The sequence below is a fragment of the Streptomyces sp. RK62 genome (genome assembly GCF_018070255.1).
GTDB lineage: Bacteria > Actinomycetota > Actinomycetes > Streptomycetales > Streptomycetaceae > Streptomyces > Streptomyces nigra.
Window position 1 is genome coordinate 42,872 of record NZ_JAGPYD010000025.1, and the last position, 12,345, is coordinate 55,216.

Annotated in this window: 13 protein-coding genes; 6 read left to right on the forward strand and 7 right to left on the reverse strand. The window is 73.6% G+C overall.

Annotated elements, in window-relative coordinates:
• Positions 1 to 12: 12 nt before the first annotated feature.
• The 4 genes from KBY32_RS33490 to KBY32_RS33505 form a co-directional block, all read right to left on the reverse strand.
• Entirely contained in the window at positions 13 to 1,407 is a 1,395-nt protein-coding gene (locus KBY32_RS33490; protein WP_210982720.1) for an NADP-dependent succinic semialdehyde dehydrogenase, read from the reverse strand.
• 75 nt (positions 1,408 to 1,482) lie between these two features.
• Positions 1,483 to 1,956: an NUDIX domain-containing protein gene (locus tag KBY32_RS33495; RefSeq protein WP_210982721.1), complete on the reverse strand. Its 474-nt coding sequence runs from the start codon at positions 1,954 to 1,956 to the stop codon at positions 1,483 to 1,485.
• The gene (locus tag KBY32_RS33500; protein WP_210982722.1) at positions 1,953 to 3,491 is read right to left on the reverse strand and encodes an ATP-dependent DNA ligase; all 1,539 of its coding nucleotides are present in this window, start codon (positions 3,489 to 3,491) and stop codon (positions 1,953 to 1,955) included. Before KBY32_RS33500 ends, KBY32_RS33495 begins: the two co-directional genes overlap by 4 nt.
• A 131-nt stretch (positions 3,492 to 3,622) precedes the next feature.
• The gene (locus KBY32_RS33505) at positions 3,623 to 4,555 is read right to left on the reverse strand and encodes an NAD(P)/FAD-dependent oxidoreductase (RefSeq protein ID WP_210982723.1); all 933 of its coding nucleotides are present in this window, start codon (positions 4,553 to 4,555) and stop codon (positions 3,623 to 3,625) included.
• A gap of 92 nt (positions 4,556 to 4,647) precedes the next feature.
• On the opposite strand from KBY32_RS33505, the gene KBY32_RS33510 reads away from it, so the two are divergent.
• From KBY32_RS33510 to KBY32_RS33535, 6 genes are all read left to right on the forward strand, one after another.
• Positions 4,648 to 5,223, forward strand: a complete 576-nt coding sequence (locus KBY32_RS33510; protein WP_210982744.1) for a helix-turn-helix domain-containing protein — start codon at positions 4,648 to 4,650, stop codon at positions 5,221 to 5,223.
• Between the two features lie 89 nt (positions 5,224 to 5,312).
• Positions 5,313 to 6,290, forward strand: a complete 978-nt coding sequence (locus KBY32_RS33515) for an NADPH:quinone oxidoreductase family protein (RefSeq protein ID WP_210982724.1) — start codon at positions 5,313 to 5,315, stop codon at positions 6,288 to 6,290.
• Positions 6,287 to 7,471, forward strand: coding sequence for an acyl-CoA dehydrogenase family protein (locus KBY32_RS33520; RefSeq protein ID WP_210982725.1), 1,185 nt, complete (start codon positions 6,287 to 6,289; stop codon positions 7,469 to 7,471). Before KBY32_RS33515 ends, KBY32_RS33520 begins: the two co-directional genes overlap by 4 nt.
• Complete coding sequence (locus KBY32_RS33525; RefSeq protein ID WP_210982726.1) at positions 7,468 to 8,550, forward strand: acyl-CoA dehydrogenase family protein; 1,083 nt, start codon at positions 7,468 to 7,470, stop codon at positions 8,548 to 8,550. Before KBY32_RS33520 ends, KBY32_RS33525 begins: the two co-directional genes overlap by 4 nt.
• 221 nt (positions 8,551 to 8,771) lie before the next feature.
• Positions 8,772 to 9,635, forward strand: coding sequence for a phosphatidylinositol-specific phospholipase C/glycerophosphodiester phosphodiesterase family protein (locus KBY32_RS33530; RefSeq protein ID WP_210982727.1), 864 nt, complete (start codon positions 8,772 to 8,774; stop codon positions 9,633 to 9,635).
• 125 nt (positions 9,636 to 9,760) lie between these two features.
• Positions 9,761 to 9,955 (forward strand): hypothetical protein, encoded by a 195-nt coding sequence (locus tag KBY32_RS33535; protein ID WP_055622327.1) that lies wholly within the window; start codon positions 9,761 to 9,763, stop codon positions 9,953 to 9,955.
• 3 nt (positions 9,956 to 9,958) lie between these two features.
• On the opposite strand, the gene KBY32_RS33540 is transcribed toward KBY32_RS33535, so the two are convergent.
• From KBY32_RS33540 to KBY32_RS33550, 3 genes are all read right to left on the reverse strand, one after another.
• Positions 9,959 to 11,197 carry a phosphodiester glycosidase family protein gene (locus KBY32_RS33540; RefSeq protein WP_210982728.1) on the reverse strand — a complete coding sequence of 413 codons (1,239 nt, stop codon included), beginning with the start codon at positions 11,195 to 11,197 and terminating at the stop codon, positions 9,959 to 9,961.
• Between the two features lie 72 nt (positions 11,198 to 11,269).
• Positions 11,270 to 11,632: a DUF779 domain-containing protein gene (locus tag KBY32_RS33545; protein ID WP_210982729.1), complete on the reverse strand. Its 363-nt coding sequence runs from the start codon at positions 11,630 to 11,632 to the stop codon at positions 11,270 to 11,272.
• A 56-nt stretch (positions 11,633 to 11,688) separates the two neighbouring features.
• Positions 11,689 to 12,321 (reverse strand): DedA family protein, encoded by a 633-nt coding sequence (locus tag KBY32_RS33550; protein ID WP_079033663.1) that lies wholly within the window; start codon positions 12,319 to 12,321, stop codon positions 11,689 to 11,691.
• Between the last annotated feature and the right edge of the window lie 24 nt (positions 12,322 to 12,345).

A 12,345-nucleotide genomic window follows, 5' to 3' on the forward strand; every position in this document is an offset into this window, starting at 1 on the left:
GTCGCGCTGCGCTCACGCGCCCTGCCAAACCGTAGTGATGTTGCAGAACTCCCGGATTCCGTGCCCGGACAGCTCACGGCCGAACCCGGACCGCTTCACCCCGCCGAACGGGAACGCCGGATGGGACGCCGTCATGCCGTTGACGTACACGCTGCCGGCCTCCAGATCCCGTACGAAGCGCTCCACCTCGGCGTCGTCGCGCGTCCAGACGTTCGAACTCAGGCCGAACGGCGAGTCGTTGGCGATCAGCACCGCCTCGTCCAGGTCCGCCGCCCGGTACAGCGTCGCGACCGGCCCGAACGCCTCCTCGCGGTGGATGCGCATCTCGCGGGTGATGCCCGTGAGGACGGTCGGCGGGTAGTACCAGCCCGGCAGTTCGGGCCGGCGCAGCGCGTGCCCGCCGCACAGCGCGGTCGCCCCGCTGCGGGTGGCGTCGTCGACGAGTTCCTCCAGGTCCGTGCGTCCCTGTTCGCTGGCGAGCGGACCGACGTCCGTGTTCTCCTGCATCGGGTCGCCGACCACGAGCGCCTTCATACCCGCCACGAACCGTTCGGCGAAGGCGTCGTGGACGTCCGTGTGCACGATGAACCGCTTCGCGGCGATACAGGACTGCCCGTTGTTCTGCACCCGCGCCGTCACCGCGACCTTCGCGGCCCGGTCCAGGTCGGCCGACGGCATCACGACGTACGGGTCGCTGCCGCCCAGCTCCAGCACCGTCTTCTTGATCATCTCGCCGGCGGTGGAGGCGACCGCGCGTCCCGCCGGCTCACTGCCGGTGAGGGTGGCCGCCTTGACGCGGTCGTCGCGCAGGATGTCGTCCACCTGGGCGGAGCCGATGAGCAGCGTCTGGAAACAGCCCTCCGGATAGCCCGCACGATGGAACAGATCCTCCAGGTACAGGGCCGTCTGGGGGACGTTGGACGCGTGCTTGAGCAGACCCACGTTGCCCGCCATCAGCGCGGGCGCGGCGAACCGGACCACCTGCCACAGCGGGAAATTCCACGGCATCACGGCCAGCACCGGGCCCAGCGGGCGGTAGCGGACCCGCACCCGGGAGGCGCCCGAGTCCTTCACGTCCGACTCGGCGGGCTCCTCGTCGGCCAGCAGCCCCTCGGCGCGCTCGGCGTACCAGCGCATCGCCTTCGCGCACTTGGCGGCCTCGGCGCGGGCCTGGGCGACGGGCTTGCCCATCTCGGTGGTCATCATCCGGGCGACGTCGCTCTGGTCCTCGTCGAGGAGGTCCGCGGCGCGGTTCAGCAGACGCGCCCGGTCGGCGAAGCTCGTCGTCCGGTACGTGCGGAACGTGGCCTCGGCGAGCTGGAGCCGGCGCTCGACCTCCTCCTCGCCCATGGCCTCGTACGTCTTGAGCGTCTCGCCGTTCGCCGGATTGACCGTCGCGATGGGCATGACCGACCTCCTGGGGAGCGACCTGTTGCTTCGACCTTCCCGCGCCGCGGTGGGTCCCGCAACGCGTGCTGCTGCTCAGGACGAGTGCTCCGCGAGCCGGTCGAGAAACGCGGCCTGCGCCTTGACGATCAGCTCACGCGCCCGGTCGAGGGGGAGCCAGGCCACCCGGTCCAGCTCCGGGAACTCCTGCGTACGGCCCGAGCGCGGCGGCCACTCCATGGTGAACGTGCCCGGTACGACGGCCGCCGGGTCCAGGTCGGCCTCGACCGCCCAGACGGTGACGGTCTTGCCGCCCGCCTGCTTGACCTCGCCCAGGGGGACGGCCTCGCCGTCCGGCGGCGGCAGCCCCAGCTCCTCCTGGAACTCGCGGCGGGCCGCGTCCCATGCGGGCTCGTCCGGCGCGTACTCGCCCTTCGGGACCGTCCACGCCCCGGCGTCCCGCCGTGCGAAGTACGGGCCACCCATATGGCCGAGCAGCACCTCCGGTCCGGCGTCCGTGCGGCGGAACAGCAGCAGCCCGGCGCTGCGCCGCTCGCGGGCCGGGCTCACGGCCGGACCCCCGGATGGGCGGCCAGCAGCGCCTCGACGGTGTCCGCGTCCTCGGGGCGCTTGTCGTCGCGGTAGCGCAGCACGCGCGCGAAGCGGAGCGTCACCCCGGCCGGGTAGCGGGAGGAGCGCTGGAGTCCGTCGTACGCGATCTCCACGACCAGCTCGGGGCGCACGGTCACCCCCCACGGGTGCGTGCTCACGGCGAGGTCCTGGAGCCGTTCGGTCTGCCAGGCCAGCAGCGCGTCCGTCATGCCCTTGAACGTCTTGCCGAGCATCGCGAACCCGCCGTCCGCCGTGCGTGCCCCGAGGTGGAGGTTGGACAGCTTGCCGGTCCTGCGGCCGTGCCCCCACTCGGCGGCCAGCACCACCAGGTCCAGGGTGTGCACGGGCTTCACCTTCAGCCAGGACGCGCCGCGCCGGCCCGCGCTGTAGGCGGCGTCGAGCGCCTTGACGACCACGCCCTCGTGGCCGCGCTCCAGGGTCTCGGCGAGGAACTCCTCGGCGCGCGGCAGATCGTCGGGCCCCGACACCAGGGCGCGGCGCACCCGCATCGGCTCCGGGACCAGCCGGGCCAGCTCCGCGTGCCGCTCGGTGAACGGCAGGTCGAGCAGATCGCGGCCGTCGACGGACAGGGCGTCGAAGAAGACGGGGGAGACGGGGACCTCGCGGGCGGCCGTCGCCACGTCCACCCGGGAGCCGACGCGGCCCGCCGTCTCCTGGAAGGAGCGGGGCCGCCCGGTGGCGTCGAACGCGATGACCTCGCCGTCGAGGATGAACCGCTCGCCCCGCAACTCCCGTGCGGCCGCGACGACTTCGGGGAGGCGGTCGGTGATGTCGTCCAGGGTGCGGGTGTACGCCCGTACGGTGTCGCCGTCGCGGTGCAGCTGGACGCGGATGCCGTCCAGCTTCTCCTCCACCGCGCAGTCGCCCAGCTTGCCGACCGCCTCGGACACGGTGGACGCGGTGTGCGCCAGCATCGGCAGCACCGGCCGGCCGACGGTGAGCCGGAAGCCGGCCAGCGCCTCCGGGCCGTCGGCGAGCAGCGCCTGCGCGACGCTCTGCAGGGAACCGGCGAGCATGACCGCCCGCCGTACGTCCGCGGGCGGCGCCCCGGTGGCCTGCGCGAGCCCTTCCACGGCCACGGCGTCCAGGGCGCCCTGGCGGACCTCGCCGGTGATGAGGCCGAGCAGGAAGCGCTGCTCCTCCTCGGTCGCCGCGCCCATCAACTCGCCGACCAGACGCGTCCGTTCGGCCTGCGAACCGGCGCCGGACACCTTGCCGAGCGCGGTGAGGCGGGCGTCGACCTCGCGCACGGTCAGGGTCGGTTCGGCGGCCGGGGGCACCGGGCGGCTCAGCACCTTCCAGCCGACGCCGAGCCGCCCCTGGGGCAGCCGGCCCGCCAGATACGGGATGACGAGGGGGACGTCGTCCGCCTCGGCGTCCCGGAAGAGCTCCGCGAGCAGAGCGATCTTCCGGGACCGCGCCGATGTCGCGGCGACCTCTTGGGACACGGTGGCCAGACGGGTCAGCAGCATGCGAACCATCCTGGGGTTTTCGGCGCCGGTTCACACCTGCGCGGTTGCGGTGTGTCGGTTCGGTGCGGCGCCGTCGGGGTTTGTCGCGCGGTTCCCCGCACCCCTTCAGGGTGTTTCTGCGCGCGGCGTTCCTATGATCCGGCGTCCAGGTCCGTGAAGAGGAGCTCTCCGTTGAGGGTGGCCGCCGCGCGGTAGCCGGCCGACGCCGCGTTGATCACCTGCTCGGAGAAGCCCATCGCGTTGCCCGCCGCCCAGACGCCCGGCACCGAGGTGAGGCCGGTGGCGTCGACCACGGGGTAGGAGCCGAACGGGGTCTCGTGGAGCTCGGCGCCGAGCTTCTCCAGCAGGCCGGTCTGCGGGACCGGGCGCGGGGCGACGAACAGCACCTCGCGCGCGTGCGGCGTGCCGTCGGCCAGCCGGAGGCCGGTGAGCCGGTCGTCCTCGACCGTCAGTTCGGCCACCCGGCCGGGGACCACCTTCACACCGGCCGCAGCGAGCCGGCGCACATCGTCGTCCGTGAGGTCGGACTCGGCGACCTCGTGCAGGAAGAAGGTCACGTCCTTCGACCACTGCGACACCATGATCGCCTGGTGGGCGCTCAGCGGCGTGGTCGCCAGCACGCCGAAGGCCCGGTCGCGGACCTCCCAGCCATGGCAGTACGGGCAGTGCAGCACGTCCGTGCCGAAGCGCTCGGCGACGCCCGGGACGTCCGGCATCTCGTCCCTGAGGCCGGTGGCGACGATCAGCCGCCGGGCGCGCACGGTCCGCCCGCTCGCCAGTTCGACCGCGAAGTCGCCGTCGCCCCGCTCCCGGGAGACGTCCACCGCCCGGTCCCGGACCAGCTCCACGCCGTACCGCGCGATCTCCTCCCGGCCCGTTGCCAGGAACTCGGCGGGCGGCATGCCGTCCCGGGTCAGATAGCCCTGCATATGGGCGGCGGGCGCGTTGCGCGGCTCCCCGGCGTCGACGACCAGGGTGTGGCGCCGGGCGCGGCCCACGACGAGCGCGGCGGACAGCCCGGCCGCGCCCCCGCCGATCACGATCACTTCGTATGTCTCGGTCACGATGACCACCTCCACCCGCACCGTGCGGCGCGCGGTGCGGGATTGACAAACAAGTTTGCCGAAACTGCAATGGCCGTATGACGGACGACAGCATGAGCGACGACGACGTCCTTGCCGGTGTGGGACCCAGGTTGCGCCGGATGCGCAAGGAGCGCGAGGTGACGCTCGCCGCGTTGTCCGAGGCCACCGGCATCTCGGTGAGCACGCTCTCCCGGCTGGAGTCCGGCCTGCGCCGCCCCAGCCTGGAGCTGCTGCTGCCGATCGCCCGCGCCCACCAGGTGCCGCTGGACGAACTGGTCGGCAATCCGGCCGTCGGCGACCCGAGGGTGCGCGCCACCGAGCCGATCGAGCGCTACGGCCGCAAGCACTGGCCGCTCACCCGCCAGCCCGGCGGCCTGCAGGCGTTCAAGGTCCTCGAACCGCAGCGCAGCTGCACGCCGGAGCCGCGCACCCACGAGGGCTACGAGTGGCTGTACGTCCTGTCCGGCCGGCTGCGGCTCGTGCTGGGCGACCACGACGTGGTGCTCACGGCCGGGGAGGCCGCCGAGTTCGACACCCGGGTTCCGCACTGGTTCGGCTCGACGGGGGAGGGGCCTGTGGAGTTCCTGAGCCTCTTCGGGCCGCAGGGCGAGCGGATGCACGTACGGGCGCGCCCGCGTCAGGCGTGATGCATCCGACGGTTCCCTGATCGGCAAGCGACCGCTTAGTATGCGAACCGACCCCGGTCAGACGACGCAGTCCCCCGTGGAGGCACCGCATGCAGGCATGGCAAGTGCACGAGAACGGCGAGCCGAGCGAGGTGATGCGGCTCGAGGACGTCGGGACGCCCACGCCCGGCGACGGCCAGGTCCTGCTCAAGGTGCGTGCCGCGAACATCAACTTCCCCGACGCGCTGATGTGCCGGGGCCAGTACCAGGTGCGGCCCCCGCTGCCCTTCACGCCCGGTGTGGAGATCTGCGGCGAGACCGAGGACGGCCGCCGCGTCCTCGCCACCCCCGCGCTGCCGCACGGCGGGTTCGCCGAGTACGCGGTCGCGGACGCCGCCGCCCTGCTGCCCGCGCCCGACGCCCTCGACGACGCCGAGGCCGCCGCCCTGCACATCGGCTACCAGACCGGCTGGTTCGGCCTGCACCGCCGCGCGCGCCTCGAAGCCGGCGAGACCCTGCTGGTCCACGCCGCCGCGGGCGGTGTCGGCAGCGCCGCCGTCCAGCTCGGCAAGGCGGCCGGCGCCCGTGTCATCGGTGTCGTCGGGGGCGCCGCCAAGGCGGCCGTGGCCCGGGAACTCGGCTGTGACGTGGTGGTCGACCGGAACGCCGAGGACGTCATCGCCGCCGTCAAGGAGGCCACCGGCGGACGCGGCGCCGACGTCGTCTACGACCCCGTCGGCGGCGCGGCCTACGCCCAGTCCGCCAAGGTCGTCGCCTTCGAGGGCCGGATCGTCGTCGTGGGCTTCGCGAGCGGCACCATCCCGAGCCCCGCCCTCAACCACGCCCTGGTGAAGAACTACTCGATCCTCGGCCTGCACTGGGGCCTGTACAACACCAAGAATCCCAAGCTGGTCCAGCACTGCCACGAACGGCTCACCGAGCTGGCCGCCCAGGGCGCCGTCAAGCCGCTGGTGAGCGAGCGCGTCCCGCTCGGCGGGGCGGCGGCCGCCGTGCAGCGGGTCGCCGACGGCGTCACCACCGGCCGCGTCACCGTGGTCCCGGGACTCACCGAAGGAGGAGCGGCATGACCGACGCCGCCGAACTGCGCCGGCGCACCCAGGAATTGCTGGCCGCGCACCCGCCGGCCACGACCGACCGCCGCCTGGACTTCCTGCGCGCCCGCTTCGACGCGGGCCTCGCCTGGGTGCACTACCCCGAGGGGCTGGGCGGCCTCGGCGCGCCCCGCTCCCTCCAGGTCGTCGTGGACGCCGAACTGGAGGCCGCCGGCGCCCCCGACAACGACCCGCGCCGCATCGGCATCGGTCTCGGCATGGCCGCCCCGACCATCCTCAAGTACGGCACCGAAGAGCAGAAGCAGCGCTTCCTGCGGCCCCTGTGGACCGGCGAGGAGGTCTGGTGCCAGCTCTTCAGCGAGCCCGGCGCCGGCTCCGACCTGGCGGCGCTCGGCACGCGCGCGGTCCGTGAGGGCGACACCTGGGTCGTCAACGGGCAGAAGGTGTGGACGTCCAGCGCCCACCTCGCCCGCTGGGCCATCCTCATCGCCCGCACCGACCCGGACGTGCCCAAGCACGCGGGCATCACCTACTTCCTGTGCGACATGACCGACCCCGGTGTCGAGGTCCGTCCGCTGCGGCAGATCACCGGCGAGGCCGAGTTCAACGAGGTGTTCCTCACCGACGTCCGCATCCCCGACAGCCGCCGGCTCGGCGAGGTCGGCGACGGCTGGCGGGTCGCCCAGACCACCCTCAACAACGAGCGCGTCGCCATCGGCGGTATGCGGCTGCCCCGCGAGGGCGGCATGATCGGCCCGGTCGCCAAGACCTGGCGCGAACGCCCCGAACTGCGCACCCACGACCTGCACCAGCGGCTGCTGAAGCTGTGGGTGGACGCCGAGGTGTCCCGCCTCACCGCCGAACGGCTGCGGCAGCAGCTCGTCGCCGGGCAGCCCGGCCCGGAGGGCGCCGGCATGAAGCTCGCCTTCGCCCGCCTCAACCAGGAGATCAGCGGCCTGGAAGTCGAACTGCGCGGCGAGGAGGGCCTGTTGTACGACGACTGGACCATGCGCCGCCCCGAGCTGGTCGACTTCACCGGCCGGGACGCCGGATACCGCTACCTCCGCTCCAAGGGCAACAGCATCGAGGGCGGGACCAGCGAGGTCCTGCTGAACATCGTCGCCGAGCGCGTCCTGGGCCTGCCCGCCGAGCCGCGCACCGACAAGGACGTCGCCTGGAAGGACCTCGCCCGATGAGCACACAGCCCGACCTGCTGTACTCCGAGGAGGAAGAGGCGCTGCGGGCCGCCGTACGGGACCTGCTCGCCGACCACTGCGACGCCCCCGGCGTCATCGCCCGCACCGAGTCCGACGCGCCGCACGACATCGCGGCCTGGAAGGCGCTCGCCGGCACCATGGGCCTCGCCGGTCTGCTGATCCCCGAAGAGCTGGGCGGCCAGGGCGCCACACACCGCGAGGCCGCCGTCGTCCTGGAGGAACTGGGGCGGGCCGTCGCCCCGGTGCCGTATCTGACCAGCGCCGTCGTGGCCACCGAGGCGCTGCTGGAGTGCGGGGACGACGAGCTGCTCGGCCGGCTGGCGTCCGCGACGACCGTCGCCGCCCTCGCGCTCTCCCTGAACACCGCGGCGGGCGGCGCCTACAAGGTCGTACGCCAAGAGGACGGCGCGCTGCACGGTGAGTTGACCGGCATCGCGGACGCCGTCGCCGCCGACGTCCTGCTGGTGCCGGCCGACGACGGCGGGCTGTACGCGGTCGACGCCGACGCCGTGACCGTCACACCGCGCCCCTCCCTGGACCTGACCCGGCCCGTCGCCACGGTCACCCTCGACGGCGCCCCCGGGCGGCTGCTGGGCGACGCCGAACCCGCCGTCCGGCGTGCCCTGCGCGCAGGCGCCGGACTGCTCGCCTCCGAGCAACTCGGCCTGGCCGAGTGGACGTTGACGGAGACGGTCCGCTATCTGAAGGAGCGCAAGCAGTTCAACCGCCCCGTCGGCGGTTTCCAGGCGCTCAAGCACCGGCTCGCCCAGCTGTGGCTGGAGGTCGTCAACCTGCGCGCCGCCGCCCGCGCGGCCGCCGACGCGCTGGCCACCGGCGAGGACACCGATGTGACGGTCGCCGTCGCCCAGTCCTACGCCGCACCGGTCGCGGTCCGCGCCGCCGAGGAGGCCCTGCAACTGCACGCCGGGATCGGCATGACCTGGGAGCACCCGGTCCACCTCTATCTGAAGCGGGCCAAGGCCGACTCCCTCGCCTACGGCACGGCGGGCACCCACCGGGAGGCGCTGGCCGAACTGGTCGACCTCCGCGCACCCTGACGCGACGGAGCGGACCCCGCGAGAAGCCCACCCGGCCACGGGTGGGCTTCTCGGCTTCTCCGTGCGCACCCTTTCCGTGCGGACTTTCTCCGTGCGCGCTGCGCCGGTGAAGTGAACGAGGGGCGGCGGTTCGGCCAATTCCCGCCCCGGCCCCTGCTGTTCGGGCCCCGCGGGACCGCATACTCACTGCGGTCCCGTCCGGCCCGACACGGAGGCGAAGCATGGCCCTCACCACCCGTCGCAGAGCCCTCACCACCCTCGGCGCCGCCCTCGCCGGCGCGGCCGCCCTCCCCGCGGCCCGCGCGCAGGCCGGTGAACACCCGCACCACCCCCGGCCGTTGTGGCGGGCCCACGCCCACAACGACTACGAGCACCCGCGGCCCCTCCTCGACGCCCTCGACCACCGCTTCGGCAGCGTCGAAGCCGACGTCCACCTCGTCGACGGCCGGCTCCTCGTGGCACACGACCCCGAGGACCTCGACCCCGCCCGTACCCTGGAGGCCCTGTATCTCGACCCGCTCGCCGCCCGCGTCCGCGCCCACCACGGCCGCGTGTACGCCGGTGCCCGCCGCTCCTTCCAGTTGCTGATCGACCTCAAGACCGAGGGCTCCTCGACGTACCTCGCCCTCGACCGGCTGCTCGCCCGTCACCGGCACCTGTTCACGACGTACGCCCACGGACGGGTGCACCCGGGCCCGGTCACCGCCGTGATCTCCGGGGACCGCGCGGCCCGGCCCCCGATGGAGGCCCAGACGTTCCGCCGCGCCTTCTACGACGGCCGGCTCAGCGACCTCGGCACCGCGGCGCCCGCCTCCCTCATCCCACTGATCAGCGACAACTGGACGCTCAACTTCACCTGGCTCGGTTCCGGTCCCTTCCCGGACGCCGAGCGCCGCAAGCTGCACGCCCTCACCGGCGCCGCCCATTCCCGCGGTCAGCGCGTCCGCTTCTGGGCCACCCCCGACACGCCCGGCCCCGCCCGCGAGGCCCTCTGGACCGAACTGCTCGCCGCCGGCGTCGACCACCTCAACACCGACGACCTCGCCGGCCTGGAGGCCTTCCTCGACAGCCACCGCCGTATCTAGCCGTTCGACGCGGAACATCACACGTTCGGAGGACAGGTCAGCCGCCCGGACGAACCCTTCGCTACGCCACACTTGCGGCCGAACGCCGTGAACCGGGCGATACGGCGTGGCGGAGGAGGTTGACGATGGCCATTTCCATCTCGGTGGTGCTGCTGCTGTTCATTCTGGCGGTGATCTTCATCCGCAACGGCGGGCTGAAAGTCACCCACGCGCTGGTGTGCCTGCTGCTGGGCTTCTATCTGGCCAGCACCAGCATGGCGCCGACCATCCACAGCGGCCTGACCGCCACGGCGGACATCGTCAGCGGCCTCAGGCCCTGAGCGTCAGGACGTCGAGAACACGCCGATGCCGTTGGCGACCGGGCGCTCCGTGCCGTCGGACGGATGGTTGCGCACGGAGACGGCCGGTGCGCCCGGCTCACGCGCGACCAGGGTCGAGGAACCGCCGCCGTCCAGGCTGAAGGCGGCCGTCGCCCCCAACGTCCGCATGATTCCCGCCACTTCCGCGATCGTCAGACCGGTGCGGTACCGCGGCGCGCCGTCCAGCGCGAGCAGCACCACGCGCCGGCCGCCGTCCGCGATGCCGACGGCGGTGCGCACCGCCGACGTCCGGTCGTCCAGGCCGGGCAGCGGCCGTCCGCCCGCCAGCACCGGATAGCCGCCGAGCGCGAAGCGGTACGGCACCCGGGACGTCGCCGCCACCAGCCGGTGCCGTACCGCCACCCGCTCGCCCACGAAGAGCTTCCGCAGCCGCCGCGCCCCCTCCTCGCGCCCCACGAGAACCGTCGTGCCCGCCGTGACGGGGCCGCTGCCGGGGGTGTCCGAGGCCGACACGACCCGGCCGCGACGGACCGTCACCTCGTAGGTGTCCGTGCTGCACGGGGCCGCCCGGTCGGTGTCCGTGCCGCAGGTGGCCCGCACCCGCGACGCGCTGCCCCAGGTCGGGGTGAACGCCCCGATCGAGCCGACCGGCAGCGCGTACTGGTTCAGGCCGCGTAACGCCAGGACGCCCTCGGGGGTGCGCACGGACCCGGTGAGCCGCAGCCGGTCCAGCCGGGCCCGGCGGTCGGCGCCCACCCCGAAGACGTCCTCGGTGCTGGTGCCGGGCGGCAGCGCCGGTCCGAAGCGCTGCCCGTCGGGCACCGCGCCCTTCAGGGCCCGGCCCCGCGCGATCGCCGGGCCCACGCTCGCACCGGTCGCCTGGACGCCGGGGTGCTGCGTCTCGCTGATGTTGAAGAAGTCGCCGTTCACCCCGGCCACGGCACCCTGGGCCGCCGCCTGCCGGGAGACGGTCGCCCGGGCGGCCACCGCACCGGCGTGCAGCAGGCCCAGGCGCACCCGCCGGTCGCGCAGGTCGACGGTGAGGACATGGGCGTGCGCGGTGCCCCTGGCCGCCGCGATGTCGAACTGGTCGTAGACCACGCCCGGCGCGATCGGTGTGCCCCGCTGCGCGGCGCCGGCCGGTGCCGCCCCCGTCAGGGCCGCGCCGGCCAGCGAGCCGAGTGCCGTGAGCAGCGTGAGCGCCGCCCGGGCCGTGCGGAATCTCCTCCGACGAAGCGTCACGATCCCCCCTGAGGTCACGTCAAATGTGGCAGGACTCAGGGGAAGTGCACCAGACGGCGACGACCTGCGGCGTCAGCGAGCGCCGACGACGCGGGAACGGATGAGGAAACGCACTCCCTCGGGTGCCTCCAGGGAGAAGCCGCTGCCCCGGCCCTCGACCACGTCGACGATCAGCCGGATGTGCCGCCACGCCTCGTACTGGCTCCGGGACATCCAGAACGTGACCGGCTCCGCCACCCCCTCGACGTCCAGCTCGGCGAGGAGCACGTCGGAGCCGCCCGTGCGGAACTCGCCCTCCGGGTAGCACATGGGCGCGCTGCCGTCGCAGCAGCCGCCGGACTGGTGGAACATCAGCGGCCCGTGGACCGCGTGCAGCCGCCGCAGCAGATCGGCGGCGGCGGGGGTGAGTTCGACGCGCGGGGTCTCCTCATACATGCGCCCAGCGCAGCACACACAACGTTGCGAGGGGGTTGCGGCGCGTCCCGCCGGGGTCAGCGGTCGCGCCGCTCGCGCCGGGCCCGGGCCAGGACCGGCAGGGCGGGCAGCAGGGAGAGCACCACGACGACGGCGACCAGGGGGAGCAGATAGGACTCGATGTCCGGGACGGAGTGGCCGAGGGCGTAGCCGGCCAGGACGAGGCTCTGCGACCAGAGCAGTCCGCCGACGATCTGCCACACCGTGAACGTGCGCGCGGGGACGCCGAGCGCGCCGGCCGCCGGGTGCAGGACCGTGCGCACCAGCGGCACGAAACGGCCGATCACCAGCGCCTTGCCGTAGCCGTACCGGGCGAGCAGGGTCTCCGCGCGGGCCGCCGCCTCACGCACCCGGGGTCTGGAGGTGCGGGCCAGCAGCGCCCGGCCGCCGTGCCGGCCGATCAGATAGCCGACCTGGCCGCCCAGCAGGGCCCCGGCCGCCGCGCACAGCAGGACCTGCCACAGCACGAGGTGCGGTCCCTGGCCCGCGCCGGCCGCGCACAGGACCCCGGCCGGCAGGAGCAGGGTGTCACCGGGCAGGAAGAAGCCGAACACCAGCAGACCGGACTCGGCGAAGATCACCACCAGGACGCCGAGGGCGCCGAACGTGGCCAGGACCGCGTCGCCGTCGGTCGGGTTGACGGCCATCAACGCCCTCACCTCCCGGCTGCCCGG

Coding starts and splice junctions, on each gene's coding strand:
- KBY32_RS33490 (WP_210982720.1), bottom strand. CDS start 1,407: ATGCCCATCGCGACGGTCAATCCGGCGAACGGCGAGACGCTCAAGACG.
- KBY32_RS33500 (WP_210982722.1), bottom strand. CDS start 3,491: ATGCTGCTGACCCGTCTGGCCACCGTGTCCCAAGAGGTCGCCGCGACA.
- KBY32_RS33510 (WP_210982744.1), top strand. CDS start 4,648: ATGAGCGACGACGACGTCCTTGCCGGTGTGGGACCCAGGTTGCGCCGG.
- KBY32_RS33515 (WP_210982724.1), top strand. CDS start 5,313: ATGCAGGCATGGCAAGTGCACGAGAACGGCGAGCCGAGCGAGGTGATG.
- KBY32_RS33520 (WP_210982725.1), top strand. CDS start 6,287: ATGACCGACGCCGCCGAACTGCGCCGGCGCACCCAGGAATTGCTGGCC.
- KBY32_RS33525 (WP_210982726.1), top strand. CDS start 7,468: ATGAGCACACAGCCCGACCTGCTGTACTCCGAGGAGGAAGAGGCGCTG.
- KBY32_RS33530 (WP_210982727.1), top strand. CDS start 8,772: ATGGCCCTCACCACCCGTCGCAGAGCCCTCACCACCCTCGGCGCCGCC.
- KBY32_RS33535 (WP_055622327.1), top strand. CDS start 9,761: ATGGCCATTTCCATCTCGGTGGTGCTGCTGCTGTTCATTCTGGCGGTG.
- KBY32_RS33545 (WP_210982729.1), bottom strand. CDS start 11,632: ATGTATGAGGAGACCCCGCGCGTCGAACTCACCCCCGCCGCCGCCGAT.